Annotated in this window: 26 protein-coding genes; 5 read left to right on the top strand and 21 right to left on the bottom strand. The window is 42.8% G+C overall.

Annotated features, from left to right (window positions below; genetic code table 11):
• Nucleotides 1-128: 128 nt before the first annotated feature.
• The 8 genes from hisIE to MHH40_RS13425 are packed head-to-tail and all read right to left on the bottom strand — an operon-like array spanning nucleotide 129 to nucleotide 6,558.
• Entirely contained in the window at nucleotides 129-758 is a 630-nt protein-coding gene (gene hisIE / locus MHH40_RS13460; RefSeq protein WP_050944265.1) for a bifunctional phosphoribosyl-AMP cyclohydrolase/phosphoribosyl-ATP diphosphatase HisIE, read from the bottom strand.
• Nucleotides 755-1,513 (bottom strand): imidazole glycerol phosphate synthase subunit HisF, encoded by a 759-nt coding sequence (gene hisF, locus MHH40_RS13455; RefSeq protein ID WP_050944267.1) that lies wholly within the window; start codon nucleotides 1,511-1,513, stop codon nucleotides 755-757. Before hisF ends, hisIE begins: the two co-directional genes overlap by 4 nt.
• Nucleotides 1,510-2,247: a 1-(5-phosphoribosyl)-5-[(5-phosphoribosylamino)methylideneamino]imidazole-4-carboxamide isomerase gene (gene hisA, locus MHH40_RS13450; RefSeq protein WP_050944269.1), complete on the bottom strand. Its 738-nt coding sequence runs from the start codon at nucleotides 2,245-2,247 to the stop codon at nucleotides 1,510-1,512. Before hisA ends, hisF begins: the two co-directional genes overlap by 4 nt.
• Nucleotides 2,244-2,882 carry an imidazole glycerol phosphate synthase subunit HisH gene (gene hisH / locus MHH40_RS13445; protein WP_309215987.1) on the bottom strand — a complete coding sequence of 213 codons (639 nt, stop codon included), beginning with the start codon at nucleotides 2,880-2,882 and terminating at the stop codon, nucleotides 2,244-2,246. The genes hisA and hisH overlap by 4 nt, the downstream gene beginning before the upstream one ends.
• Nucleotides 2,882-3,466 (bottom strand): imidazoleglycerol-phosphate dehydratase HisB, encoded by a 585-nt coding sequence (gene hisB / locus MHH40_RS13440; protein ID WP_340901202.1) that lies wholly within the window; start codon nucleotides 3,464-3,466, stop codon nucleotides 2,882-2,884. Before hisB ends, hisH begins: the two co-directional genes overlap by 1 nt.
• Nucleotides 3,463-4,752 (bottom strand): histidinol dehydrogenase, encoded by a 1,290-nt coding sequence (gene hisD / locus MHH40_RS13435; protein WP_340901200.1) that lies wholly within the window; start codon nucleotides 4,750-4,752, stop codon nucleotides 3,463-3,465. The genes hisB and hisD overlap by 4 nt, the downstream gene beginning before the upstream one ends.
• The gene (gene hisG, locus MHH40_RS13430; protein ID WP_003213329.1) at nucleotides 4,749-5,390 is read right to left on the bottom strand and encodes an ATP phosphoribosyltransferase; all 642 of its coding nucleotides are present in this window, start codon (nucleotides 5,388-5,390) and stop codon (nucleotides 4,749-4,751) included. The genes hisD and hisG overlap by 4 nt, the downstream gene beginning before the upstream one ends.
• Nucleotides 5,383-6,558, bottom strand: a complete 1,176-nt coding sequence (locus MHH40_RS13425) for an ATP phosphoribosyltransferase regulatory subunit (RefSeq protein WP_340901198.1) — start codon at nucleotides 6,556-6,558, stop codon at nucleotides 5,383-5,385. The genes hisG and MHH40_RS13425 overlap by 8 nt, the downstream gene beginning before the upstream one ends.
• A gap of 233 nt (nucleotides 6,559-6,791) precedes the next feature.
• Here MHH40_RS13425 and MHH40_RS13420 point away from each other — a divergent pair, with 233 nt between their 5' ends.
• Nucleotides 6,792-7,586 carry a C39 family peptidase gene (locus MHH40_RS13420; protein WP_137054360.1) on the top strand — a complete coding sequence of 265 codons (795 nt, stop codon included), beginning with the start codon at nucleotides 6,792-6,794 and terminating at the stop codon, nucleotides 7,584-7,586.
• 216 nt (nucleotides 7,587-7,802) lie between these two features.
• Here the strand turns inward: MHH40_RS13420 and MHH40_RS13415 are convergent, their stop codons facing one another.
• From MHH40_RS13415 to hprK, 7 genes are all read right to left on the bottom strand, one after another.
• Nucleotides 7,803-8,444: an NAD(P)-dependent oxidoreductase gene (locus MHH40_RS13415; RefSeq protein ID WP_340901195.1), complete on the bottom strand. Its 642-nt coding sequence runs from the start codon at nucleotides 8,442-8,444 to the stop codon at nucleotides 7,803-7,805.
• 86 nt (nucleotides 8,445-8,530) lie between these two features.
• Nucleotides 8,531-8,959: an Rrf2 family transcriptional regulator gene (locus tag MHH40_RS13410; RefSeq protein WP_003213266.1), complete on the bottom strand. Its 429-nt coding sequence runs from the start codon at nucleotides 8,957-8,959 to the stop codon at nucleotides 8,531-8,533.
• Nucleotides 8,960-9,028: 69 nt separating this feature from the next.
• On the bottom strand, nucleotides 9,029-9,547 hold the full coding sequence (locus tag MHH40_RS13405; protein WP_137054358.1) for an acyltransferase: 519 nt from the start codon (nucleotides 9,545-9,547) through the stop codon (nucleotides 9,029-9,031).
• A 1-nt stretch (nucleotide 9,548) separates the two neighbouring features.
• Complete coding sequence (gene ppaX / locus MHH40_RS13400) at nucleotides 9,549-10,199, bottom strand: pyrophosphatase PpaX (protein ID WP_050944282.1); 651 nt, start codon at nucleotides 10,197-10,199, stop codon at nucleotides 9,549-9,551.
• On the bottom strand, nucleotides 10,196-11,140 hold the full coding sequence (locus MHH40_RS13395; protein ID WP_050944284.1) for a nucleoside recognition domain-containing protein: 945 nt from the start codon (nucleotides 11,138-11,140) through the stop codon (nucleotides 10,196-10,198). The genes ppaX and MHH40_RS13395 overlap by 4 nt, the downstream gene beginning before the upstream one ends.
• A gap of 20 nt (nucleotides 11,141-11,160) precedes the next feature.
• Nucleotides 11,161-11,985, bottom strand: a complete 825-nt coding sequence (gene lgt, locus MHH40_RS13390; RefSeq protein ID WP_050944287.1) for a prolipoprotein diacylglyceryl transferase — start codon at nucleotides 11,983-11,985, stop codon at nucleotides 11,161-11,163.
• Nucleotides 11,986-11,996: 11 nt separating this feature from the next.
• Nucleotides 11,997-12,929, bottom strand: a complete 933-nt coding sequence (gene hprK, locus MHH40_RS13385) for an HPr(Ser) kinase/phosphatase (protein WP_003212943.1) — start codon at nucleotides 12,927-12,929, stop codon at nucleotides 11,997-11,999.
• A gap of 177 nt (nucleotides 12,930-13,106) precedes the next feature.
• Between hprK and nagA the strand changes: the two genes are divergently transcribed.
• The 3 genes from nagA to MHH40_RS13370 are packed head-to-tail and all read left to right on the top strand — an operon-like array spanning nucleotide 13,107 to nucleotide 15,772.
• Nucleotides 13,107-14,297 carry an N-acetylglucosamine-6-phosphate deacetylase gene (gene nagA, locus MHH40_RS13380; protein WP_050944289.1) on the top strand — a complete coding sequence of 397 codons (1,191 nt, stop codon included), beginning with the start codon at nucleotides 13,107-13,109 and terminating at the stop codon, nucleotides 14,295-14,297.
• Nucleotides 14,297-15,022: a glucosamine-6-phosphate deaminase gene (nagB, locus tag MHH40_RS13375; RefSeq protein WP_050944291.1), complete on the top strand. Its 726-nt coding sequence runs from the start codon at nucleotides 14,297-14,299 to the stop codon at nucleotides 15,020-15,022. Before nagA ends, nagB begins: the two co-directional genes overlap by 1 nt.
• A 24-nt stretch (nucleotides 15,023-15,046) precedes the next feature.
• Nucleotides 15,047-15,772, top strand: a complete 726-nt coding sequence (locus tag MHH40_RS13370; protein ID WP_050944292.1) for a GntR family transcriptional regulator — start codon at nucleotides 15,047-15,049, stop codon at nucleotides 15,770-15,772.
• A 29-nt stretch (nucleotides 15,773-15,801) separates the two neighbouring features.
• On the opposite strand, the gene MHH40_RS13365 is transcribed toward MHH40_RS13370, so the two are convergent.
• From MHH40_RS13365 to MHH40_RS13345, 5 genes are all read right to left on the bottom strand, one after another.
• Nucleotides 15,802-19,659, bottom strand: coding sequence for a metallophosphoesterase (locus tag MHH40_RS13365; protein WP_050944295.1), 3,858 nt, complete (start codon nucleotides 19,657-19,659; stop codon nucleotides 15,802-15,804).
• Nucleotides 19,660-19,754: 95 nt separating this feature from the next.
• A complete protein-coding gene (locus MHH40_RS13360) occupies nucleotides 19,755-20,141 on the bottom strand; it encodes a phage holin family protein (RefSeq protein ID WP_003213568.1) in 387 nt (128 codons plus the stop codon).
• Nucleotides 20,142-20,336, bottom strand: coding sequence for a PspC domain-containing protein (locus MHH40_RS13355; protein WP_003213763.1), 195 nt, complete (start codon nucleotides 20,334-20,336; stop codon nucleotides 20,142-20,144). It abuts the gene before it with no gap.
• Nucleotides 20,337-20,342: 6 nt separating this feature from the next.
• On the bottom strand, nucleotides 20,343-21,434 hold the full coding sequence (locus tag MHH40_RS13350; protein ID WP_340901190.1) for a DUF4097 family beta strand repeat-containing protein: 1,092 nt from the start codon (nucleotides 21,432-21,434) through the stop codon (nucleotides 20,343-20,345).
• Nucleotides 21,435-21,446: 12 nt separating this feature from the next.
• Entirely contained in the window at nucleotides 21,447-21,782 is a 336-nt protein-coding gene (locus tag MHH40_RS13345) for a hypothetical protein (protein ID WP_012011387.1), read from the bottom strand.
• Between the two features lie 197 nt (nucleotides 21,783-21,979).
• On the opposite strand from MHH40_RS13345, the gene MHH40_RS13340 reads away from it, so the two are divergent.
• Nucleotides 21,980-22,210: a hypothetical protein gene (locus tag MHH40_RS13340; RefSeq protein WP_003213489.1), complete on the top strand. Its 231-nt coding sequence runs from the start codon at nucleotides 21,980-21,982 to the stop codon at nucleotides 22,208-22,210.
• Nucleotides 22,211-22,239: 29 nt separating this feature from the next.
• Here the strand turns inward: MHH40_RS13340 and uvrA are convergent, their stop codons facing one another.
• The gene (uvrA, locus tag MHH40_RS13335; protein WP_050944298.1) at nucleotides 22,240-25,116 is read right to left on the bottom strand and encodes an excinuclease ABC subunit UvrA; all 2,877 of its coding nucleotides are present in this window, start codon (nucleotides 25,114-25,116) and stop codon (nucleotides 22,240-22,242) included.
• Nucleotide 25,117: the final 1 nt, after the last annotated feature.

Here is a 25,117-nt window from a genome sequence, read left to right as displayed (position 1 = left end):
TACCCTCCATTTCGAACAGTGTACCGTGTGTAGTATAACATACTTCAAGAGTCGTCACATAGAACAAAAGAAAAGGAAGGATTTGTTTTTCACTTGGGAAATAAAAAGCCGGAGGTGCCCCCGGCTTTTCACTCACTTTGATGACGTTTTTTTAATACTTTTAATACATCATCAAGCGGCAATTGCTGTTCACGTAATAACACAAGCAGGTGATACAGAAGATCAGCTGTTTCCCATTTCAATTCTTCTTGATCCCGGTTTTTTGCCGCAATGATGACCTCTGACGCTTCTTCCCCTACCTTTTTCAGGATTTTATCGACCCCTTTTTCAAATAGATAGGTTGTATAAGCGCCTTCTGGCATTTCTGCCTGACGTTTCGCAATCACCTGTTCAAGTTCATTTAAAATAGCAAAACGATCCTGCTCTTCCGTGTGACGCTTCACGCCTTCTTCCGAAAAGCAGCTATAGCTGCCAGTGTGGCACGCTGGTCCACTTGGTGTGACAAGAACAAGCAGAGCATCCTTGTCACAGTCATATCGAATGGATGCGACTCGCTGAGTATGTCCAGATGTGGCGCCTTTGTGCCAAAGCTCGTTTCTTGACCGGCTGTAAAACCATGTTTCTCCTGTTTCTAGTGTTTTTTCATAGGATTCTTGATTCATATACGCCAATGTCAATACTTCCTTACTTTGAGCATCCTGTACAATCGCAGGTATCAGGCCTGCCTCATTAAAGGATAATTCGTTTCCCTGTTTCATCTGACCTTCACCCCATGTTCTCTCAAGTATGTCTTTACCTCTTGAATTGAAGTCTCTTTATAATGAAAAATGGAAGCTGCTAAAGCTGCATCTGCTTCTCCTTTTGTAAATGCCTCCAGCATATGCTGAGCATTGCCAGCGCCTCCTGAAGCAATGACAGGTACGGTGACAGCTTCTGACACAAGCTTTGTTAATTGATGATCAAAGCCCTTTTTCTCACCGTCGGCATCCATACTTGTCAGCAAGATCTCTCCTGCCCCCCTCAGCACGGCTTCTTTTGCCCAATCGCTAACCTCTATATCCGTTTGACGACGCCCTCCGTGTGTATAAACCATGTACGCTTTTTTCTCTTCATCGTACTTTGCATCTATTGCGACGACGATGCACTGGGAACCAAAAAAATCGGCACCTTCTGAAATGAGTTCTGGTCTTAAAACTGCCGCTGTATTTACAGATACTTTGTCTGCACCCGCTCTTAATATGCGCTTCATGTCATCAAGGTGATTAATTCCGCCGCCTACCGTAAAAGGGATGGCAAGAGTGGACGCCACTTGCTTGACCACATCCACCATCGTTTTCCGGCCTTCATGAGAGGCAGAAATATCAAGAAAGACGAGTTCATCCGCCCCTTCCTCATCATATATCTGCGCTAATTCTACTGGATCACCAGCATCCTTTAAGCCGAGGAATTGCACCCCTTTGACCACACGACCTTCCTTCACATCGAGACATGGGATGATTCGTTTTGTCATCATACGCGGTCAAGCCCTTCAATTGCTTCAGCTAAAGTAAACCGCTCCGTATAAAGTGCCTTTCCAATGATTGCACCAGAAACGCCTGACTGTTTTTGTGATGACAGCTTTTGGAGATCGGCTACCGAACTGATACCGCCTGAGGCAATAACTTGTTTGCCAGTAGCTTCTGCTAAGCGAACTGTACTTTCCACATTGGGCCCAGCCAGCATGCCGTCCATTTGAATATCTGTGAAAATAAAGACCTCCGCGCCTTCCTTTGCCAATTCTTTGCCGAGATCCTCCGCCTTCACTTTCGACGTTTCAAGCCACCCCTCAGTCGATACAAAGCCATTTCGCGCATCGATGCCAATCGCTATTTTCTCCCCATATTGCGCAAGCATTTTTTTCACAAAGGCAGGGTTAGAAACAGCGGAACTGCCAAGGATGACCCGAGCTACACCATTGTTTATATAAAAGGCAACGTCTTCTTCTGTCCGAATGCCGCCACCAATTTGTACATTTACATCTAAGGATGAAGCAATCGCCAGCACATGCTCATGATTCACGCGATTCCCCGCTTTGGCACCATCTAGGTCAACGAGATGAATCCACTTTGCTCCTTCATTTGCAAATCGCGTCGCCATATCGAGCGGCGAATCTCCATAAATGGTTTCTTGATCATAATCTCCTTGCACGAGCCGTACACATTTGCCATTTCTCATATCAATCGCTGGATACAATGTAAATTCACTCATTTGTTCACCCTCTGTTCGTTTGCTAATTGAATAAATTGTTTGAGCAGCGCCATGCCCGTTGTACTGCTTTTTTCAGGGTGAAACTGTGCGCCTAGCACATTTCCCTTACCAACAACTGCTGGTACTTGAACGCCATAGTCTGCGCTTGCTAATTGCTCTTCTGGATTCATATCCCTCACATAGTAAGAGTGAACAAAGTACGCAAATCCTTCCGGTACCCCGTCAAACAATGGGGAGGGCTGATGAAATGTGAGCTCATTCCACCCCATATGAGGCACCTTCAGCCTTTGCCCATTCTGGTCACGATCCTTTAAAAGAACGACACGACCTTTTAGCAGCCCCAAACCTTTCGTACACCCTGCCTCTTCACTTTCTTCAAATAACAGCTGCATCCCAAGACAAATGCCAAATAGCAGCTTTCCTTCCTGCACTACTTGGTGGATAAACGCCTCGAGCCCTGTCTGTTTTAACAGCTGCATCGCATCTCGAAACGAACCGACCCCAGGCAAAATATAAGCATCTGCCTTTTTGAGCTCCTCCACATCAGAGGAGACGATATAACGGGCACCTGCTCGTTCCAGTGCTTTTGATACGCTGAACAAATTTCCCATTCCGTAATCAATGACTCCGATCATTAGAGCATCCCCTTTGTTGAAGGAATCCCTTTCACACGTGGATCAATGGTTGTTGCTTCATCTAAAGCACGTGCCATTGCTTTAAAAATAGCTTCAATTATATGGTGTGTATTGGTTCCATAGTGAACAATTACATGAAGATTTATACGAGCTTCTAACGCAAACTTCCAAAGAAACTCATGTACGAGCTCTGTATCAAAGGTACCGACCTTTTGACTTGGAAAGGCCGCTCTCATTTCTAAATGAGGACGATTGCTTAAATCGACCACGACCTGGGCAAGCGTTTCATCCATTGGAACAAAACTGGAGCCATATCGCTTGATTCCCTTTTTATCACCTAACGCTTCCTTAAACATTTGCCCAAGCACGATGCCGATATCTTCTGTTGTGTGGTGATCATCAACATCTGTATCTCCTTTCGCATCGACGGTCAAATTAAAGTGTCCATGCTTCGTAAATAGATCAAGCATGTGTGTCATAAAAGGGACATCTGTTTGAATATCCGCATTTCCTTCCCCATCAATCTCTAACGATAACGAAATATTCGTTTCATTTGTTTGTCTCGCTGTTTCCGCCTGTCTCATGACGATTCCCCCCGCTTTCTCGATTCAATCGACCTTGCATGTGCTTCGAGTCCCTCTAACCTAGCAAAAGCCGCAATGCTATCCCTGTGTGTCTCAAAGGCTTCTTGACTATATGAAATAATGCTTGTTTTCTTTTGAAAATCGGTCACACCAAGCGGGCTAGAAAATCTGGCTGTTCCGTTGGTTGGCAGCACGTGATTCGGTCCTGCAAAATAATCGCCCACCGGCTCAGGGCTATAACGTCCTAAAAAAATCGCTCCTGCATGCTTGATTTGACCAAGAAATGATTCTGGATATGCTGTCAGCACCTCTAAATGCTCTGGCGCTAACTGATTGACGACGTCTACTGCACGATCCATGGAATCTGTCACGTATATACGGCCATGATGTTGTATGGATTGTGCAGCGATTGATTTTCTTGGCAAGGTGTCCAGCTGCGCTTGCACCTCAGCTCGCACATTTTCAGCAAGTGTCTTAGACGGGGTCACCAAAATACTAGATGCTAGCGCATCATGCTCTGCCTGAGAAAGTAGATCGGCCGCCACCTCATGTGCTATGGCCGTGTCATCTGCTAGAACCGCAATTTCACTAGGGCCGGCAATCATATCAATGTCTACCTGACCAAATACTTCCCGCTTTGCCAGTGCGACATAGATGTTGCCTGGACCTGTGATTTTATCAACAGGCTGGATGCTTTCTGTTCCATAGGCAAGTGCCGCAATCGCCTGTGCACCGCCCATTTTATACATCTCTGTAATACCGAGCTCCTTCGCAGCAACGAGTACAGCGTCAGAGAGGTAGCCGTCTTTCCCTGGGGGTGTCACAAGGACAATTCGCTGAACACCAGCGACAAGCGCCGGAATCACATTCATTAAAACAGATGATGGATAAGCAGCTGTTCCGCCGGGGACATACACACCAACTGCCTCAAGTGGTGTCACCTTTTGTCCGAGCATCGAGCCATCCTGCTGGTGATAAAACCAAGAGGATGTCAGCTGACGCTCATGGTATGTGCGAATATGATGGATAGCCGTTTGGATCACATGAATCATGGCTGGGTCCAAACGTTCGGAGGCTTTTGTCATTTCCTCATCTGTGACAAGCGGATCTTCAAGCAGCACCCCATCAAATTGCTTTGTAAAAGACTGTACCGCTTGATCACCATTTAGCCTCACTTCTTGTATAATCCGCTGAACAGCCAGGCGCTGCTCTTCCGTGCCTGTATCTAAAGTCCGTTTGAGCGAGAGTGTCTCTGTCTCACCTTCTTGTATATAGGTGATGTTCATGATGTTTCCTCCCCTTCAATGATTCTTGCAAGGCGCTGCGCCATTTCATCGATCACCGCATCCTTCATCCGATAGCTCACAGGATTGACAATAAACCGTGATGTAATATCACAAATATGCTCCGTTTCAACAAGTCCGTTTTCCTTGAGTGTTTGACCTGTAGAGACAATGTCTACAATACGATCGGCGAGTCCGATGAGCGGTGCTAATTCAATGGAACCATTCAGCTTAATGATCTCCACCTGCTCCCCTTGCTCTCTAAAATAGGAAGATGCAACATTTGGGTACTTTGTTGCCACACGCGGTGCGACACCGCCCCAGCTAGCTCCCGGCAATCCGGCAACCGCTAAATGGCATTTACTGATGTTTAAATCAAGCACCTCGTACACATCACGAGCTTCTTCGAGCATGACATCCTTTCCTGCAATGCCAACATCTGCTACACCGTGCTCTACATAAGTCGTCACATCCATTGGCTTCGCTAAAATAAAGCGGAGGTTTTCTTCCGGTACATCGATGATTAACTTTCTTGAATCCTCGAATTCCTCTGGCAGTTGATATCCTGCCTGCCTTAACAGCCCTGCGGCTTCTTCAAATATTCGGCCCTTTGGCATCGCCATCGTCAACACTTTACCCATTTTGTTCTCCCTTTCTAGCGCCGATAAAATAAGTCACCTGCTCAAATGCCTTGGTCATCGCGTCAATATTTTCAATCCCTGCTAAGTCTTGCAAAACGACCTTTTTCCCTTTTGACCGCTCCTTTTCTGCAAAAGCAAAAGCCTCCAGCCGTTGTTCTTTACTAAAAATCACTGCCTCCTGCGGCTCATTGATTTCTTTTGCATCAAGCGCTTCAAGCAGACGGTCTAATCGAAGTCCGAATCCTGTAGCTGGTGCAGGTGCATCAAAATGAGCAAGCAATTGGTCATATCTGCCGCCACTTCCGATGACTGACCCAACATGATCTGCAAATACTTCAAACAAAATACCCGTGTAGTAGCTCATATGACTCACCATGCTTAAATCTAGACGGATATATTCTGTACAGCCGTAATCTTCAAGTGTCTCCCAAAGCGACTTTAACTGCGTAAGCACCTCTTTTCCTTCTTGTGAAACGACGATTTCCTCTGCCCGCTCTGTGACTTCCTGGCCGCCTCTTAATTCTAAAAGCTGTAACAGCCTCGTTTTATCGATGGAGGAGAGTGGCAATTGCTTCACATGCTGACGGTACCCTACATAATTCTTTTCATATAAAAATCGGCGAAGAACGTTTGCACGCTCTGTATTTCCCAGTACATCTACAAATAACGTCTCTGCTAAAGCGACATGCCCAATCGCGATTTTGAAGGATTTGAGCCCAGCATTTTTTAATGCGAATACGACAAGCGCGATCACTTCAGCATCTGCACTAATCGAACCGTCTCCAATTAACTCAATTCCGACCTGCTCAAATTCTGATGGCCTTCCGCCTTCTCTTTCCTGTGCCCGGAACACATTGGCCGCATACCCAACGCGAAGCGGATACGCCTGTTCATGAAGCTTTGATGCTGCCACTCTCGCAATAGGTCCCGTCATATCAGGTCTGAGTACAAGGGTTTGCCCGTTCTGATCTAAAAGCTTAAAGAGCTGTGTATCTGTAATCGCCGATTGAACACCGACTGTATCGTAAAATTCAAGCGTTGGTGTCTCCATCAACCGGTAACCCCAACCGTTCATGACCTCTGTTAAGGAATGTCTCACTTTTTTCTTCGTCTCATACAATCCTGGTAATGAATCCCGCATACCATATGGTTTCTCAAACATAAACATGTTCTTCTGCACCTCCAACACATTAAAACAAAAAATTCCGAATCCTTTAGTTCGCTAATATGATAATATGCTAACAAAATAAAGTAATTAAATCAATCATTTTTATTTTCTCTCTATTTTCATGAAAAATTTGTGGAATTATTACATTCAAGTGACACCTATCTCTTTTCTACATGTTTGATAAAAGAACGTGCTATAATACTTAAAAATATTGATTAACACAGGAGATTACAATGAAGTTCATTCAGACATTAATCTTAACTTTGTTGTGCGCATGCCTTGTTTATTTCGGCTTTATATACGTGACACAAATCGACCAAGTCAAGAAAACAGCTTCACCACACGAAGCAGCCAAAGAAAAAGAAAACGATACGGCACTCGCAGCTGAAGAAACACGATCAACGAAAAAAACAGACACCACCTACTCTTCCTTAAAAGGAAGCAAAAAAGCCATGGACGTCATCCTTTACAATCAAATGGATGCCCCAAAGCTTTATAATGGATGCGAAGTTACAAGCTTAGCGATGCTTCTTCATTACAGCGGCTACGAGCAAGTGACGAAAGACACATTGGCAAATGAAATTAAACGTGTTCCACTCAATTATGAAAATGGCTTAAAAGGAGACCCACATGACGGGTTTGTAGGCGATATGGAGAATGGACCAGGTCTTGGTGTATACCATGAACCTATTTATCAGCTTGCGAAAAAATATGCGGGCGCTCAAGTCGTCGACTTAAGCGGAAAACCTGTCAAAAAGGCCATCTATCAATCACTTGAAAAAGGGTATCCTGTTTGGGTGATTACCACATCCACCTTTGACAAAATAGATAACATCGAAACTTGGAATACACCAAATGGCAAAATAGATGTAAGCTTTAATATGCATAGCGTGGTCATCACAGGCTATGACAAGGAGCATGTCTACTTAAATAACCCATACGGAGAAAAGAATCAAAAAGTCGATCGCGATCAGTTTGAAGATTCTTGGGAACAGATGGGCAGACAGGCGATTATCATTAAAGCATAGAACAATTTCTCTTTGAAAACATGAAAACCCATCCTCTATCCGAATAGAGGATGGGTTTTTTCATGATGATAGTATTTCCTTCAGACTGTTCTCAAGCTTTTCAGCTGTCATTACTCCACCGCCTACACTGAAGCATTCAACCTTTTTTAATAAAAATGAGAGATAACTCTTGATCGTTAAACTCCTCACTCATCGTTTTTAGCGGCAACGAATCGCTTATTCTGCTTCAGATACAACCGTAAAACGTTCTCCAACATGGGCAGCCTGCTCAATTTCATCGACAAGCGCAATGGCGTAGTCGGCATAGCTCACATAGCTGTCACCTTTAGAATTGACAATCAGTTGGTCTTTCCCTTTCACATAAGAACCTGTGCGTTTGCCAGCTGGATCAAAGAATGCAGCAGGGCTGAGGAAAGTCCATTTTAATCCTACGGTTTGTTGAAGGTCTTTTAAGTTTTCACCTTGCTGTGAAGCAGTAGGCACATACTCCTTTGGAAATTCCGGTGTATCAACAAGTCTTGTTGTTTTGGCTTCATCAACAAAAAGACTGCCCGCTCCGCCCACAACGATTAAACGCGTATCGGGTACCTCTTTCAAAATATCAATCAGCTTTTTCCCTGCCTCTACGTGAAGGTGCTCTTGTCCAGCAGGTGCGCCAAATGCATTGACGATGACATCAAAGCCTTTGATGTCTTCTACTTGTAAATGAAACACATCCTTCTCAATAACAGCTACGGATGAATCTGTCACTTTTTTCGCATCTCGAACGATGGCTGTTACCTCATGTCCTCTTGATTGAGCCTCTTTTACAATTTCCTGTCCTGCTTTACCTGTAGCGCCGATAATTCCGATTTTCATATGAATTCCTCCTGTAAAATGATTTTATTTAATAAACAAAGGTGTAACCAATTTAGTTACAACAGAGGTAAAAAAAATTGAATAGATCATCCAATTTTTTTGATTAACACCTGCGTTAGTTCACTTAATTTGATCTCAGCAAGCACTTGCTCCATCGCACTTTGAGCGCGGCACAAGATTAACTCAAGCACAGCCTGGATATTTGCACCGATCGGACAGTCAGGATTTGGGCTTTCATGGATTTGAAACAATTCTCCCTCATCCACCACCTCAACCGCTTTATACACATCAAGCAGCGTGATATCGTCTTCACTGCGGTTCAGCTGAGAACCGCCTTTGCCAAGACTCGTTGAGATTAGGCCTGCTTTTTTTAATTTACTCATAATACGGCGGATGACCACTGGGTTTGTATTTACACTTCCCGCGATATCCTCCGATGTCTGTAATGATCCTTTTTCAAGTGATAGCAAGGCCAGAATATGGACAGCGACAGTAAATCTGCTGCTGATTTTCATGTTTTCTCACCTCTGTTGTAATCATTATAGTTACACCATAACATATTGTCAACAAAAAAGTCTGCCGAGCTACTCAGCAGACGTAGATTGACGTGCATTCATTTCTTCTTTCGTATAAATCATGCGCATTGGATTTCCTCCAACAAATGAGCCTGCTGGAACATCCTTATGAACAAGTGTACCAGCCGACACGATCGACCCATCCCCAATGGTCACACCAGGTAAAATGGTGGAATTGGCTCCAATTAAGACTTCATCCCCAATATAGACTTCCCCAAGTCTGTATTCTTTAATCAAATACTCATGGGTCAAAATGGTTGTGTTATAGCCAATCACCGAATTTCGACCGACCGTGATTTTCTCAGGAAACATGAGATCCACCATGACCATTAAGGCAAACGCTGTATCTTCGCCAACCTTCATACGAAGAAAGGTTCGGTATATCCAATTTTTCATTCCCATAAAAGGCGTGTACCGTGCGATTTGAATGAAAATAAAGTTTTTCACCACTTTGAAAAAGGGGACCGTCCGATAGACTTGTCGTAACGAATTGACCCCTTTTACAGGATATCGATCTGTTTTTCTCAACTCAATCAGCTCCAACAATCGCCAGAAGATCACTCATTTTCTTTAGCATAAAATCAGGGCGATGCTTTAAAAGGGCCTCTTCTCCCTTAATTGACCAAGCAACACCTGCTGTTTTTGTCCCTGCCGCTTGACCAGACAAAATATCGTGATAATTATCGCCGACCATCACCGCTTCATGTGGATCACTGCCAAGCTTGGATAATGCCAGCTGGACTGGCTCCGGATGCGGCTTCTCATTTTGGACATCATCGAGCGTCACAATCACTTCAAAGAATGGCTCTAAACCGGTCAGCTTCAATCCCATTAACACTGTGTCACGTATCTTTGTTGTGACAATTCCAAGCTTAAATCCTCGATCCTGCAAGACTTTCAATGTATCTATAACAGTCTCATATTCAGTCACGAGCAGATCATGCTGTTCATGATTAAACGTACGGTACATCTGAATCATGTCATCCGTTAGATTAGGGTCCATCGCAGAGAATGTATCAAATAATGACGGACCAATGAAATGGAGGATCTCTTCACGGCTGTACTGACCAGGGTAATAATGATCAAGCGTATGTTGAAATGAAGCAATAATTAATTCATTCGTATTGATTAATGTGCCATCTAAATCAAATAGCACGGTGTTAACAGTTGATTCGTTCATATGGCTTCCTTTCTAACAACTGCGAGCTCGCGCTTTCGCCAAATATAGCTAATGGCAGCTGTTAATAAAATAGCAGATATCAGACGGATGACAAGAAGCGGCCACACAGGAATCCCAAGTGGAATAAATATCAGCGTGTCTTCGACTACTGCATGGCAGGCAACAAGGAAAATGAAAGCAAGGGTTAAATCCTTTTTACTCACGCCGTCCTCTTCCACTGCCTTCATCATCACGCCAGCTCCGTATGCTAGACCAATGGTTAACCCAGCGACCATCGTCATCGACGTATTTTCTTTCATTCCAAGCATTCTCGTAAATGGAGACAGCCACTTAGACAGCGTATGGAGCCATCCTAAATCTCTCATGAATTGAATGATGATCATGAGAGGGATGACGATACAGGCGAGCTGGAGCACACCGAGTACGGCTTTTTGTAAAGCGACAAGGACGATCATGTACCAGCTGGAAGGCACATCAACCGTTTGGGCTGCTGTCAGCAGTCCATATTGTGCCGGCTCCTGGCCTCCCTGCCAAACGAGATGAATGACAATAGCCGAAACAACAGCAAGACTGATTCTGACCAGCAAAATGACAGACACTCTCAGTCCAACCTTTGCTGCCACAGTCGATTCGATGATCAGGTTGTGACAAAAGGACAGCATCACGGCCAAAATAAACACTTCCTTCACAGGAAGATCTAAAGTCAAAATGGCCGCTATGCCCGCATACAAGTTCAGCACATTTCCTAACACAAGCGGAATGGCTGCTTCTCCTGAAAGACCAAACAATCCCATAAATGGCCGTATGAATTGAATGATCCAATCCATAACAGGCGTATGCTGCAAGATACTGACGAGAATGGTAACCGGAAAGATGACTTTTCCAAGTGTCCAAGTTGTCGATAGCCCTGCTTTTAAGCCGTTTTTCCATGTCTCCTGCATCCTTCTGGTCCCCCCCTGCTTTAATTCGATGAGTTGTTCTCTTTATACGGGATCGATGCGTGACCTTTTATTCTTCTAAAGATCAGCAGCAGAACAGCCACTACAAAAATGGCAATCGAAATCATTTGAGCGATTCGAAGATGTTCTGTCAGCATCAAACTGTCCGTTCTCATACCTTCTATGAAGAAACGACCGATTGAATACCAAATTAAATAAGACAAGAAGATTTCGCCTCTGCGCATCGCTGTTCTACGTAATAAAATCAAGATCACAACACCGGCAAGATTCCATAATGATTCGTATAAGAACGTTGGGTGATAATACGTCCCATCAATATACATTTGATTAATGATAAACTCAGGCAAATGCAAATTCTCTAAAAAGGCTCTTGAAACAGCCTCACCATGCGCTTCCTGATTAATAAAGTTCCCCCAGCGTCCAATGGCCTGCGCTAGTAAAATACTAGGTGCTGCTACATCGGCTATTTTCCAGAAGGACACCTTTTTCACTTTTGTGAAGACGATCGCTGTCAGCACAGCACCTATCAGCCCGCCATGAATGGCAATTCCGCCATGCCAAATCTTAATGATTTCATTTGGGTGCTGCTGATAGTAATCCCATTCGAAGGATACATAATAAATTCGTGCACAAATAATCGCTATTGGAATGGCAAATAAGATTAAATCAATAAACGTATCTTTATTGATTCCTCTTTTCTCACATTCTCTCAGTGCGAGCCAGAGTCCTAGTAAGGCTCCGACCCCAATGATCACACCATACCAATGAACCGAAAGAGGTCCGAGCTGAAAAGCAATCGGATCAATTGGCTGAATCGCTTCGTTCATATAGACAACTCCTATTCATCTTGGCCATTGTCTTCAATGACATCGGCTAGTTTACTTGTAAATTGTTCCGCCGCATTATGTCCCATGCGTTTTAACCTGAAGTTCATCGCAGCCACCTCAATGATAACCGCTAAGTTTCGACCAGGGCGGACAGGAATGGTCAGCTTCGGTACATCTGTATCGATGATTCGCATCTTCTCTTCTTCAAGTCCTAAACGATCGTACTGTTTGCCTTGTTCCCAAAGCTCAAGGTTCATGACAATCGTAATTCTCTTATAGCTTCTGACAGCCCCAGCTCCAAATAAGGTCATCACATTAATGATGCCTAACCCGCGGATTTCTAAAAGATGTTCAATCAGCTCTGGTGCGCTTCCGACTAGCGTATCCTGATCCTCTTGACGGATTTCCACGCAATCATCTGCGACCAGCCTGTGTCCTCTCTTCACTAATTCTAAGGCTGTTTCACTTTTTCCTACTCCGCTTTTTCCAATTAACAATACACCTACACCATATACATCAACAAGTACGCCATGAATCGCGGTCGTAGGTGCAAGCTTGCTTTCTAAAAAGTTGGTCAAACGACTCGAAAGTCTTGTCGTTTTTAGACTTGAACGTAACACAGGTACGCCATTTTCATTTGAAGCTTCAATTAATTCCTTTGGCACTTCACGATCTCGTGACAAAATAATTGCAGGGGTAATATCAGTACAAAGAGACATCATTCTCTGCTTTCGTTCGCGTTCTGGGAGCTGTTCAAAAAAAGAAAGCTCTGTTTTCCCTAAAAGTTGAACTCTTTCTTTTGGGTAATATGTAAAATAACCAGCCATTTCAATACCTGGTCTGGAAAGATCACTGATTGTAATGGGACGATTAATCCCTTCTTCCCCACTTACCAGTTCAAGATGAAATTGTTCCATTATGTCCTTCGTACGAACTTTCGGCACGCTTCTTCCTCCTTTTATCACAGGCGATTCAGAAATACAGCTCTATTTTATCACTTTCAATGATGATCCCAAAACAGTATTTTATCCTGATCCTGTTTCAGTTCATTTACTGGTATAGACAACTATACTTAAAAAGGGTAAACTAAATTCAAAGACAACGAATAAGGGGGCACAACCATGAGCAGCTCTTTATTGCTCTCCAATATTCATATTGTGACAAAGACTGAAATGATTGCAAACGGTTTTGTCGGTTTACGCGACGGCAAGATTGACTATATTTCAACAACACCACCGACAGGAAATTATGAAAAAGTATATATTTCCCGGGAAAACTTTTATCTACTTCCCGGAATGATTGATATTCACATCCATGGCGGATATGGAGCAGATATGATGGATGCGACATCAGAAGCCATGAATACACTCGCTGACAACTTACCGTCAGAAGGAACGACAAGTTTTTTAGCCACAACCATCACTCAAAACCATCATGAGATAGAGCAAGCACTTAAAAATGTCGCCAAGTGGAAACAATACAATGAAGAACAAGCAGGCGTTCAGGCACAATGTTTAGGTATCCATCTTGAAGGTCCTTTTATTTCTAAAGATAAAGCAGGGGCACAGCCTGTTCAATGGATACAGCAGCCCGATCGCCCTCTTTTTGAAAAATGGTTGGATGCTTCTGAACGGCTTATTCGAATTGTCACGTTCGCACCTGAGGAAGACCCTGATTTTGCTTTTCTTTCCTTGTTGCAAGAAAAAAACATTATTCCTTCTATTGGACATACGAATGCCCATCATGACATGATTGAATTAGCAGCAAAGCATGGTGCACGCCATGTCACGCATCTTTATAATGCACTGAGTTCGTTTCAGCATCGTGAACCAAACGCTGTAGGAGCTGCTCTTACAAACGACGATCTCCATACTGAGCTGATTACGGATGGGATACACTCCCACCCACTTTCCATCAAGCTTGCGTATTTGGCAAAAGGAAGTGATCGTTTAATGATGATCACAGACTCGATGCGCGCAAAAGGACTTGGAAATGGCACGTATGAATTTGGGGGTCAAACAGTCACAGTGAGCGGCGAACAAGCTTTACTGGCAGATGGTACACTTGCAGGATCGATTCTGCGAATGAAAGATGGCGTCAAACGGATGAAACAGATCACACATTGCGAATGGACAGAGATCGCAAAGATGACCTCAACTAATGCAGCCATTCAGCTAGGACTTGATCAGCAGCTTGGTTCGATTGAAGTTGGAAAACAAGCAGACCTTGTGATCTGGGATGAGTCTGGTGAACTAATGATGACGATCTGCCATGGACAAATCGTCTTTGAGAAAAAGGAGGCCAACCACTAATGAACATCATTGAATTTGAAGATAAAGAACAATTAGGAAAAGAAGCAGCAGCCCTGATCGCGCGCACAATCGCCTCTAAACCAGATGCCGTACTCGGCCTGGCAACGGGCGGTACACCTCTTGATACGTATCAAGAGTTAATTCACCTTCATCAATCACAACAATTGTCTTTCAAACAAACAAAAACAGTCAATTTAGATGAATATGCAGGCCTTGATCCAGATCATGAAAATAGTTATATGACCTATATGAAATGTCATTTATTTGATCATATTGATCTTCCACAGGATCAGTATTTCCTTCCAAATGGCGCTACACCTGATTTAGAAAAGGAATGCTTAAGATATGATCAGCTCATTCAAGACATAGGCGGCATCGACCTTCAGCTTCTTGGAATCGGTCAAAATGGACATATTGGTTTTAACGAGCCCGGTACCCCGTTTAACTCAAAGACTCATGTCGTGCAACTAGATGAAAATACCCGGCAGGCCAATGCAAGATACTTTTCTTCTATTGATGAAGTGCCTACACATGCCATCACCATGGGCATTGCGAGCATTCTTTCTAGTAAAAAGATTCTCCTTCTTGCATCAGGAAAATCAAAAGCGAAAGTGATACAATATTTAGAACAGACTGAGATACATCCAGACTTCCCAGCATCTTCTCTGAAACTTCATGAAGATGTGACGATTTTGATTGATCGAGAAGCTGGGTCACTACGCTAAAGCTAAACACGAGAGGATTTTCACATGTTTATTGATAAGCAGTCACCTATTCCGATGTACCATCAGATTATGGAGAACTTGAAAAAACAGATTGAGGATGGAACATTAGCACCTGATACACTCATTCCTTCTGAAAGAGAATATGCCGAACGCTTTGGTATAAGTCGAATGACTGTCAGACAAGCCTTATCGAACCTTGTGAATGAAGGATATTTGTATCGACAAAAAGGAAAAGGCACCTTTGTGAGCCGAAAAAAATTTGAACAGCCGCTTCAAGGCTTAACAAGCTTTACAGAGGATATGCGTCAGCGTGGTCTTAAAGCTTCAAGCCAGCTGATTGATTTCACAAAAACCGTCTGTCCAGATCACTTGCTGCCTGTCTTACAACTGTCAAATGGCGATGCTATATTTGAACTCAAACGGATACGCCTCGCAAATGATGAACCGATGGCGATTGAAACGAGCTATATCCCTGAAGCATTTGCAGGAGATTTAACAAGGGAACATTTAACTGGCTCTATATATGAATATATAGAGACTCAAACAGGCCTTACAATTGCTCATGCAAAACAAGAGCTTGAAGCGAATGTGGCTTCAAATGAAGAAGCACACGTGCTGTCTATTTCAACAGGCGATCCCGTGCTCTCAATCGCAAGAACGACTTATTTTCAGAATGATATTCCCTTTGAATATGTTCTTTCCGTTTATAGAGGAGATCGTTACAAGCTCATTCATACAATGGAAAGATAAACAGTGCCCTTATAAAAGGAGCACTGTTTTTATTTCCTAAGAAATGTTTCTTCACGATCATTTTTTGTATGAATTTTCCATATCGGTGAAATCGCTTTTCCTTGAAAACGATCTTTTGCTACGGTGTACCAATAATAGTCTTCGTTTGGCTTTAAGCCTTTCCACTCAAAGCTTGCTTTTTTGCCGCTTTTTACGCCGCGCGCCTCTCCTAACAAAACATTTGTGTACACATTGAGTTCAAAATAGTTGGTTTTGACAGATTTCATTTTCGGCGTCAAATCCACATCGATTGAAAATTCATCCTGATCTCCATACGTTTTAGGATCGTAGAAATGCTCTTGATTCATGTAAGGTGAGTATGTCGTAAAATGAAGCTGGTTTTTTTCTTGATCGGCTGTTATCAATCGCATAAACCCTTGTCCACCTTCAGGCCCTGACTGATAATCGGCGAGTATTTGATATACTTTCCGGTCTACTTTACCATCCTTGTCATCGTCAAGCTCATCTACTTTCCTGCTCGCTCCGTGATAGTGACCGCTAAATACCGCCACTATATTGGGATGGCGTTTCACTACCTGGTGGAAGATGAGGTCGCCAATCGGACTGCGGTTGCCACTGACCAACAAATACTCATGGAAATTTAAAATGACGATACGGTCTGGATGCTCAGAAATCACACGGTTCAACCAATCAATTTCATCTTGCTTAATCCCCCAGCCCATGTATACCATCATATAATCATTGCCACCGGCAGAGATGAGATCATAATGACCTCGATTGTTTTGATAGGATTCACCATAGTACGGTTTATTTGCAAAGCGTTTCTCACCGAAATATTTCCCATATTCCGCATAAAAACCGTCCTTATGTCGAACATCATGATTTCCTGCTAAAACACCATAAGGAATCTGATGCTCATCTAACACGCGCATAAACGTATCGGCTCGTTGCCATTGTTTATCTTTTGAATCATCCACAATGTCACCTGTATGGAACACATATTGAATGTTTAACTTTCCTCTCTGGTCTCTGATCCACTCGACCATTTGTTTAAAGATATGAGGATAGCTCTTTGCATAATATTGTGTGTCAGACATCCAAACCATCTTATATGGCTTTTGCGCTTTACTGATTTCATCCTGTACAAGCAAATCAAACGTATGATTCTTCATGTACTGTCTGACGGACAGCAGTCCTTTCAGGTAAAATTCCTTTTGATCCTTAGCAAAATGATGAGTAATTTTATCCCACTTTTCTTGCTGATGATTCCATGCATACATGGTCACCTTTCTCCCTGTCAATGAACTCCCTTTCCATATCGCTTCGACGACATCCTTTTCACGTACATCTTGATGAACCTTGATTTGAAAACGATGATAGGGAAAACGATGTAAATCCTTCGTTTCAACTGACTTACCATCAGCAAATGCAATGCGATTCCTTTCTTCATGAGAAAAGATCATTTCTCCTTTTTCGTTAAAGCTCTTTGGCGGTTCTGTCTCCGCTGCATATTTCAAAATGTTCATTGATGGATGCAACGATGTATATTGATACGCACGGTAAAAGGAATAATCCAGCTTATCATTCGTTGGATCCTTGGTGAGCACAGTTTGCTTTGACGATTTCATTTTCGTCTTATCTGCTACACGCTCTGGTGGCTCAGGGTGTTCATGTACCGTCTTGAATTCCTTTTTCAACGTTGACATGTTTCCCGCTGCATCCTTTGCTTTAATTGTCAACGTGTGCTCCCCCGGGTTTAATTCGCTAGAGGACGTCTGGTATGGCAAGGAAATTGGCTTGCCATCTACATATGCTTTCATCTCTTCTATGTCACTCCAACGATCCGTTACCTTTGCTTTTAACGTAAAGGCTCCTTTATATGCATCCTTTGTTTGGACGTTGGTTTTAATTTTTGGACCCGTATTATCGACCATCACATGTACAGATGCATGCTCGTCTGAGGTTTTGGCCTCAATCAGGTGCGGCCCCTCTTTCAACCTTCTTGTATCCCACTTCATAAACGTTGAAACATAAGCTTCTTTTGGTATTTCAAATTGAAATGTTCTGACCTTTTTGGCGTTACCGCTGTCTCCCATTCTCCATTCTTTTTCCGGCTTTGCATTGATTGGAGGAATTTGAGTTCCATTCGATAAAATCATCCGGACGTTTTTTAGTTCAAAATCATCGTGATTCTCACCAGGCAACCGATCAACTGGAGAAGATTTTGTTCCTGCATGGAAGGAGATCGATTGGAGACCTGCTTTTTTCATCTCTGCTTCTGGTATTGGCATTGTATAGGTACGATACACTTTTGTCGAATCATCAAAAATTGAAAGTAAGTGCTTACCTATGGACACACCATTTTTAAAATATAAATTTGTCCCTTTGACATCAAATGCAATATATGGATCTGCTTCAAGGGCAGAAAACACTTGCTGATTCCGCTTTCCATCTATCAATAATTCAATGCTTTTTTTCTGATCAGACGTTGCTTTTAATGGATATAATCCTGAAACCGTATCTCCTTCTTCTACATTGAATCGAAGGCCATGAGCTTTGCTAACTTGCTCCACATCAATCATTTTTTTCATCGTCATTGCTGTATTTTCACCGTCTGACGCTTCAAGCTGATATTCCAATTGTTCTTTACCAATCAACTCAGGTGAGTAAATAATATGATGAAATAATCGGTCATTATGATCTTTTTGAAGCAGTATTTCCTTAAAATCATCTTTTCGATTTGTTCGATAGCGAAGCTTGACGGTTTTGACGACCTGATCATCCTGTACATCTGCTTTAATCTCTATGCTTTCAGTTGGTTTCACTGGTTTCCTCACTGTCATATCTTCAATCACAGGTTTATGGATATCTTGAGAAATTTCTTTTTTCTCAGATGGAATTTGTGCTTTTAGCACTTTGCCAGGCGTAGGCTCTTCTTCAATTTTCGAGATCAGCTTCATTTGCGAAGTACCGTCCATTGGATATTTGAACAGCAAAGATTTATGCTCACTAAACCATGATGGCTTTAAGCGAAATGCTGCTGAAGAAATCTCCTCCCCTATATTCGTTGTAATGGAAACAAGACGAGATTTAGAGTTGGACAGCCCTTTGCTTTCGATGACAGATACATGCTCTCCCTCTTTTAATTGACTTTTGTACATGGCATTGAAGTCCGCTACAGTTAAATGCTCCTGTCCTTTTTTCCTCAGCCAGAAAACATACGGTTTTCCAGGTGAAAGAGTGACTGGATTTGTGTGAAAGGAATACACATCATCCATTTCGGTTCCTTGTGCAGGATTGCGGTAGCGAAGCTGATAATGTTTAAGAGAGATAGGCTCATGTGTTGTGTTATATACCTCAATAAATTCAAATGCATCTTTGCCTTTGCGATTTTTTGAATTGACAACAATTTCTGTGATGACTAAGTCCGGAATGCGCGAAAGATCCTCTTCAAATCCATTTAAGTGGACAGATTGTTCTGCCGTTTTGATCACGGACTTTTGCGTAAGAAACTCTGTATAGTAACGAACGGTTGAATTCCATAATTGATCTGGCGGAATTTTCGCTGTAAATTCTGGCTTCATACCTGGCAGCCGTTCCATTGGGATCAAACGGTACCCTAGCTCATCACTTTGTTTATAATACAAGTTCGCAGACAAAATTTGTTCCGGATCCGTAATCGACGCACGAAACTGGAGATCACGGCTTTTTTCCCCTAGAACTGGACGGACATCCACATGAAAGGGATCAAAGATAAAAGGAGAAAAAGGCTTGTCCGGTATATTGACTTGTGTTTGAATAAAAGGCCCTGCTGAAGCAGGCTGATTGAAACAAAAAAGAATGATAAAAAAACATAAAAGCATGATTTGTCTGCTCACGTTCACCATCGTGCACCGCCTCCCTTCGGATATTGTGTCTCCTGAAGGAAGTTTTTATGTCAGATGAAACGGAGAAACGATACAAAATGGGTCAAAAAAAACCGTTAGCTTTTTTTCGCTAACGGCTCCACAATTCCTTTTTGTATCAACAGATGGAAAATGGATAAGATGACAGCCATCCAAATGGCCGTTCCAAACCCATCAATATTAAAACTATCGCCCATAAAACTTGATGTCATCATAAGTGTGATGGCATTAATCACAAATAAGAACAATCCTAGTGTAAGAACGGTTACTGGAAGCGTTAAAATGATCAAAAACGGCTTCACTAAAATATTGAGCAAGGATAAAATGATACTTGCCACAATGGCTGCGCCAAACCCTTCAATATATACGCTCCCAAGCCCTGGCAGAATGCCTGAATCAAAATATCCAGCAATGACGATTAAAAGTAATGCATTGACTAAAATACTGACGATCCATCTAAGCATTTAGTTAGTGCCTTCTTCCGGAACAACAAAATACCAGATGAAGTAGACCAAGAAAATCGGCATAAATGCTGTCATAAATCCGATGATGACCGTTAATATGCGAAGCAGAGATGCATCGACCCTTAAGTATTCGGCAAGTCCACCAACAACACCCGCTATTTTTTTATCTGTTGCTGAACGATAAAGCTTCTTCATGTAGAATCACTCCTTGTCTGATTGGTGCTTTACTTGTATTGAACCTGTTTTTGTTTCTGCAAAAATGGATATACTGTTCACTGCCTGTTGGTTGGCTTTGATCATTTTCTCTTTTTGTAATGTCTCATTTTTCTCTTTAATCATCTCTGCATCAAGCAAATCGTGAGAAATAGACCCAAGATTGCTTTTCAGCTCAGCGGTCACTGCACAAGCACGCGGGATCTGGACGTCCACACTGCCTGTTGTCGTTTTCGCATAAATGGAACGGCACTTCTCATCCGACAGCTGAACAGCAATGTTTCCGTTAAAGCTTTGGGCATCAATTGACTCACTTTTCCCGCGCAGGTCAATAAGCCCATTAATGGTTTCTACTTCAATCATACCACACTCGTGATCCGCCAGTTTAATTTGTCCGTTTGCTGTTTCAATTCCAACCTTTTCCGCCTGTAAAGAGGCAAAAGAGACAACACCATTGGTGGTTTTCGCAGTAAGTTCTTTTGTCTTTAGCTTTTCCCCGCGGATCGGACCATTAAACAGCTTAACCTTGATTTTATCGTATTGGATACGTGGCACATATAAAGTGACATTGACTTTCATTGTCTTCTTTTCGGTCCGGATAAAAAATTTATCCCCTTCGAGGCCGCAGTCCAATTGATTGAGAAATTGCTGTCTTGCCTGCTCTCCGTCTTCTGCACGGTAGATTTTCGCATGGCATTCTGCTCGAATATCGCCATCGTCCCAAGGCATCACATTGAGACTGCCGTTCGCCAATTGAATATCTAAATGAGAGAGCGAGGCGTCTTTGAACTGAAAAATGTGATCAACGTCGACCGACTGTCCAAAGTTCAAATCAAGATCTACGTCTTTCACCTTTTTCACCGCAGAATCTAACCAGCCAAACAGCTTTGCACCAAGATTTTCTGTACCAGTTCCTTTGCTCTCCGTGCCTGCTTTTTCTTCATGAAAGGTGTGATCAACCGTTGATTTTTCTAATGAAACAGACGGATTTTCCTCCAATTTTTCAAGCAGCGTAATCGCTTCTTTTGCAGATAATGTCCCGTCTTCTACTAATTTTAAAATGCGTTCTTTTTCATTCATACAAAGCCCCTCCTACGATTTGATGGATTGAAGTACTTTAATACCTTGAATGATATTCCAAATGACAGAGATCAAAAAGCCAATAGCGACTAAAAAGGACAAGATGAGCATCGTGATCACTGGCATAAGTGAGTCACTTGCCTGTGTCGACAATAAAAATGGGATAGACCCAAAAACCAGCAACACGCACGCTGCGACTGGCAAAACATGTGACCATAATGCCCGCAACGCGTGCCGTTTCGGTTCCTTTTGGTCGACTACAAAATATGCCACGATCGGTACAATAAACGGCATAAAAAATACACTGAAATAACAAATTGATGCAATGATCGACTGATCTCTATTCATATATATTCGCTCCTTCATGATGAAAATTCCTTTCTAACTCATACGTTTATTGCGTATCAAAAGTTTCAAAATCATTCAATTTACATATGACCTTAGACACAAATTACATCTTTTTGCACCTAAGTGTAGATTCTTCACGGATTACCCTTTAAAATATGTTGAAAAGATGGTGATTATCATTATAGGGGGTAATTATTTTGACAGATCATCATAATACTAACCACACGGCTCAAACGCTTTTAGACCTTATACAGAAACAAAAAAGCATGAACAGCGATATGATCAGGGAGCTTGAGACCATTCATCCGTCTCATCCACAGTATGGTGATATCCGTTATTTAAAAGTACTGCTCGACAGCAGCAGCACGCATATTTTAAAGGATTTAACGCAGCTCAGTCATTTAATGCCAAAGGAAGATGCGCAATAAAAGAAAACCCCTCTTAACGAGGGGTTTTTTTATGATGAAGTCACACTTTCTGTTTCTTTGACCAACTGTTTCATTCGTTTACGGTCACGCTCTAAAATAGGCTTTAAGTATCGACCAGTGTAAGAAGCTTTTTCTTTTGCAATTTGCTCAGGAGTCCCAGAGGCAATGATCGTTCCGCCGCCAGCACCGCCCTCTGGTCCGAGATCAACGAGGTAATCAGCAGCCTTGATAATATCAAGGTTATGCTCAATCACTAGCACCGTATCTCCGTTTTCGACCAAACGCTGAAGCACTTTTAATAAACGGGCAATATCATCCACATGCAGACCTGTTGTCGGCTCGTCTAAAATATAAAGAGACCTTCCGTTTGAACGGCGGTGAAGCTCAGATGCCAATTTCACACGCTGGGCCTCTCCCCCGGACAATGTCGTCGCAGGCTGTCCAAGTGTAATGTACCCTAGTCCAACATCAAAAATCGTTTGAAGCTTCCGCTTAATTTTCGGGATGTTCTCGAAAAATTGGAGTGCGTCCTCCACGGTCATTTCAAGCACATCAGCAATGTTCTTCCCTTTATATGTGACTTCAAGTGTCTCGCGGTTATACCGTTTCCCGTGGCACACCTCACAAGGCACATACACATCAGGTAAAAAGTGCATTTCGATTTTAATGATGCCATCTCCGCGACATGCCTCACAGCGTCCACCTTTGACGTTAAAGCTGAATCTCCCTTTTTTATACCCTCGTACCTTTGCTTCATTGGTTTGTGCAAACACATCCCGCACATCGTCAAATACACCTGTATACGTGGCAGGGTTGGATCTTGGCGTACGGCCGATTGGAGATTGATCAATATCAATCACCTTATCTAAATGATCCATTCCTTTGATTTCTTTGTGCTGTCCTGGCTTCGCCTTCGCTCTGTGCAGTTTTTGCGCAAGTGATTTTAATAGAATTTCATTCACAAGCGTACTTTTCCCTGAACCAGACACCCCAGTCACAGCTGTAAAGACGCCTAGAGGGAACTTCGCATTGACGTTTTTCAGGTTGTTTTCTTTTGCACCTTTGATCTCAATATAGCGGCCGTCAGGCTTTCTTCTTTCGATCGGCAGCGGGATAAATTTCTCTCCAGATAAATATTGTCCTGTTAAAGATTTCTTGTCCTTCATGACTTCTTCCGGCGTTCCAGCTGAAATCACTTCTCCTCCATGAACTCCTGCTCCAGGTCCAATATCAATCAAATAATCAGCGGCTAGCATCGTATCTTCATCATGCTCTACGACAATGAGGGTATTCCCGATGTCGCGCATGTTTTTCAATGTCCCGATCAATCGGTCATTATCACGCTGATGCAGACCAATAGATGGTTCATCTAATATATAAAGAACACCTGTCAGCCTTGACCCGATTTGAGTCGCCAGACGAATCCGCTGCGCCTCTCCTCCGGATAGTGTGCCAGCCGAGCGGCTCAATGTGAGGTAATCTAATCCCACATTATTTAAGAAGGACAAGCGCTCTTTGATTTCACGTAAAATGAGCTGAGCAATCTGCAAATCTTTCTCAGACAACTCGATTTCACCATATAAATCAAGGGCATCAGAGACAGACAAATCAGTGATTTCTCCAATATGTTTGCCATTGATCAGAACCGCAAGCGTCTCTTTTTTCAGACGATATCCTTTACATGTCGGACATGGCTGGTTCGCCATATATTTCTCCATTTGCTCACGAATATAATCAGAGCTGGTTTCTTTATAGCGTCGTTCAATGTTACGAAGAACACCTTCAAATTCAATTTCATTTTCACGTACCTGACCAAAATCATTTTCATATTTGAAATAAATCCGTTCAGAGCCGCTACCATATAAAATTTTATCGAATAAATGCGACGGTATATCTTTCACTGGAATGTCCATGTCGATGCCGTAATGTGTACATACTGCCTCAAGAAGCTGAGGATAGTATTGTGAGCTCTGCGGCTCCCAAGGGGCAATGGCATGCTGTCGTAACGTCAAATCCTTATTAGGAATGACAAGCTCAGGGTCAACTTCTAGTTTAGAGCCAAGCCCATCACAGCTCGGACATGCACCAAAAGGACTATTAAATGAAAACATTCTCGGCTCAAGCTCACCAATAGAAAATCCGCAGTGCGGACAGGCATGATGTTCACTGAATAACAGCTCTTCTTGTCCAATCACGTCAATCATCACACGGCCTTCACCTAGTCGCAGCGCCGTTTCAAGGGAGTCAGACAGCCGAGCCGCAACGCCCTCCTTCACCACGATTCGGTCAATCACGACTTCAATGGAATGCTTCTTGTTCTTTTCAAGCTCGATCTCTTCTGATAGATCTTCCATCTCTCCATCGACTCTTACTCGCACATAGCCTTGCTTTCGAATTTGATCAAGTACTTTAACATGTGTTCCCTTGCGGCCAGATACGACCGGCGCAAGCACTTGCAATTTCGTTCTTTCTGGATATTCTAAAATACGATCTGTCATCTGCTCAATCGTTTGGGACGTAATTTCAATCCCATGTATCGGACAAATAGGTTTCCCAACTCGAGCATACAAGAGTCGTAAATAATCGTAGATTTCAGTAACGGTTCCAACTGTTGATCTAGGGTTCCGGCTCGTCGTCTTCTGATCAATACTAATCGCCGGAGAAAGACCTTCAATGGCATCTACATCCGGTTTATCCATTTGACCGAGAAATTGGCGCGCATACGCTGAAAGAGATTCAACGTACCTGCGCTGACCCTCTGCATAAATGGTATCAAAGGCAAGAGACGATTTTCCTGAACCAGATAAACCCGTGATGACCACTAGCTGGTCACGCGGGATATTCACATCAATATTTTTAAGGTTGTGGGCTCTAGCACCTTTCACCTCTATTCGTTCCATAGCCATC

This window comes from Bacillus sp. FSL K6-2431 (genome assembly GCF_038005165.1).
Taxonomy (GTDB): domain Bacteria; phylum Bacillota; class Bacilli; order Bacillales; family Bacillaceae; genus Bacillus; species Bacillus pumilus.
Note: the sequence above shows the minus strand (reverse complement) of the source record. Positions and strands in the feature narration are given on the sequence as shown.

Excerpts from the sequence above, each read along its gene's own strand:
- hisIE (WP_050944265.1), bottom strand. The coding sequence starts at position 758 with ATGAAACAGGGAAACGAATTATCCTTTAATGAGGCAGGCCTGATACCT.
- hisF (WP_050944267.1), bottom strand. The coding sequence starts at position 1,513 with ATGATGACAAAACGAATCATCCCATGTCTCGATGTGAAGGAAGGTCGT.
- hisA (WP_050944269.1), bottom strand. The coding sequence starts at position 2,247 with ATGAGTGAATTTACATTGTATCCAGCGATTGATATGAGAAATGGCAAA.
- hisH (WP_309215987.1), bottom strand. The coding sequence starts at position 2,882 with ATGATCGGAGTCATTGATTACGGAATGGGAAATTTGTTCAGCGTATCA.
- hisB (WP_340901202.1), bottom strand. The coding sequence starts at position 3,466 with ATGAGACAGGCGGAAACAGCGAGACAAACAAATGAAACGAATATTTCG.
- hisD (WP_340901200.1), bottom strand. The coding sequence starts at position 4,752 with ATGAACATCACCTATATACAAGAAGGTGAGACAGAGACACTCTCGCTC.
- hisG (WP_003213329.1), bottom strand. The coding sequence starts at position 5,390 with ATGGGTAAAGTGTTGACGATGGCGATGCCAAAGGGCCGAATATTTGAA.
- MHH40_RS13425 (WP_340901198.1), bottom strand. The coding sequence starts at position 6,558 with ATGTTTATGTTTGAGAAACCATATGGTATGCGGGATTCATTACCAGGA.
- MHH40_RS13420 (WP_137054360.1), top strand. The coding sequence starts at position 6,792 with ATGAAGTTCATTCAGACATTAATCTTAACTTTGTTGTGCGCATGCCTT.
- MHH40_RS13415 (WP_340901195.1), bottom strand. The coding sequence starts at position 8,444 with ATGAAAATCGGAATTATCGGCGCTACAGGTAAAGCAGGACAGGAAATT.
- MHH40_RS13410 (WP_003213266.1), bottom strand. The coding sequence starts at position 8,959 with ATGAAAATCAGCAGCAGATTTACTGTCGCTGTCCATATTCTGGCCTTG.
- ppaX (WP_050944282.1), bottom strand. The coding sequence starts at position 10,199 with ATGAACGAATCAACTGTTAACACCGTGCTATTTGATTTAGATGGCACA.
- MHH40_RS13395 (WP_050944284.1), bottom strand. The coding sequence starts at position 11,140 with ATGCAGGAGACATGGAAAAACGGCTTAAAAGCAGGGCTATCGACAACT.
- lgt (WP_050944287.1), bottom strand. The coding sequence starts at position 11,985 with ATGAACGAAGCGATTCAGCCAATTGATCCGATTGCTTTTCAGCTCGGA.
- nagA (WP_050944289.1), top strand. The coding sequence starts at position 13,107 with ATGAGCAGCTCTTTATTGCTCTCCAATATTCATATTGTGACAAAGACT.
- nagB (WP_050944291.1), top strand. The coding sequence starts at position 14,297 with ATGAACATCATTGAATTTGAAGATAAAGAACAATTAGGAAAAGAAGCA.
- MHH40_RS13370 (WP_050944292.1), top strand. The coding sequence starts at position 15,047 with ATGTTTATTGATAAGCAGTCACCTATTCCGATGTACCATCAGATTATG.
- MHH40_RS13365 (WP_050944295.1), bottom strand. The coding sequence starts at position 19,659 with ATGGTGAACGTGAGCAGACAAATCATGCTTTTATGTTTTTTTATCATT.
- MHH40_RS13360 (WP_003213568.1), bottom strand. The coding sequence starts at position 20,141 with ATGCTTAGATGGATCGTCAGTATTTTAGTCAATGCATTACTTTTAATC.
- MHH40_RS13355 (WP_003213763.1), bottom strand. The coding sequence starts at position 20,336 with ATGAAGAAGCTTTATCGTTCAGCAACAGATAAAAAAATAGCGGGTGTT.
- MHH40_RS13350 (WP_340901190.1), bottom strand. The coding sequence starts at position 21,434 with ATGAATGAAAAAGAACGCATTTTAAAATTAGTAGAAGACGGGACATTA.
- MHH40_RS13345 (WP_012011387.1), bottom strand. The coding sequence starts at position 21,782 with ATGAATAGAGATCAGTCGATCATTGCATCAATTTGTTATTTCAGTGTA.
- uvrA (WP_050944298.1), bottom strand. The coding sequence starts at position 25,116 with ATGGCTATGGAACGAATAGAGGTGAAAGGTGCTAGAGCCCACAACCTT.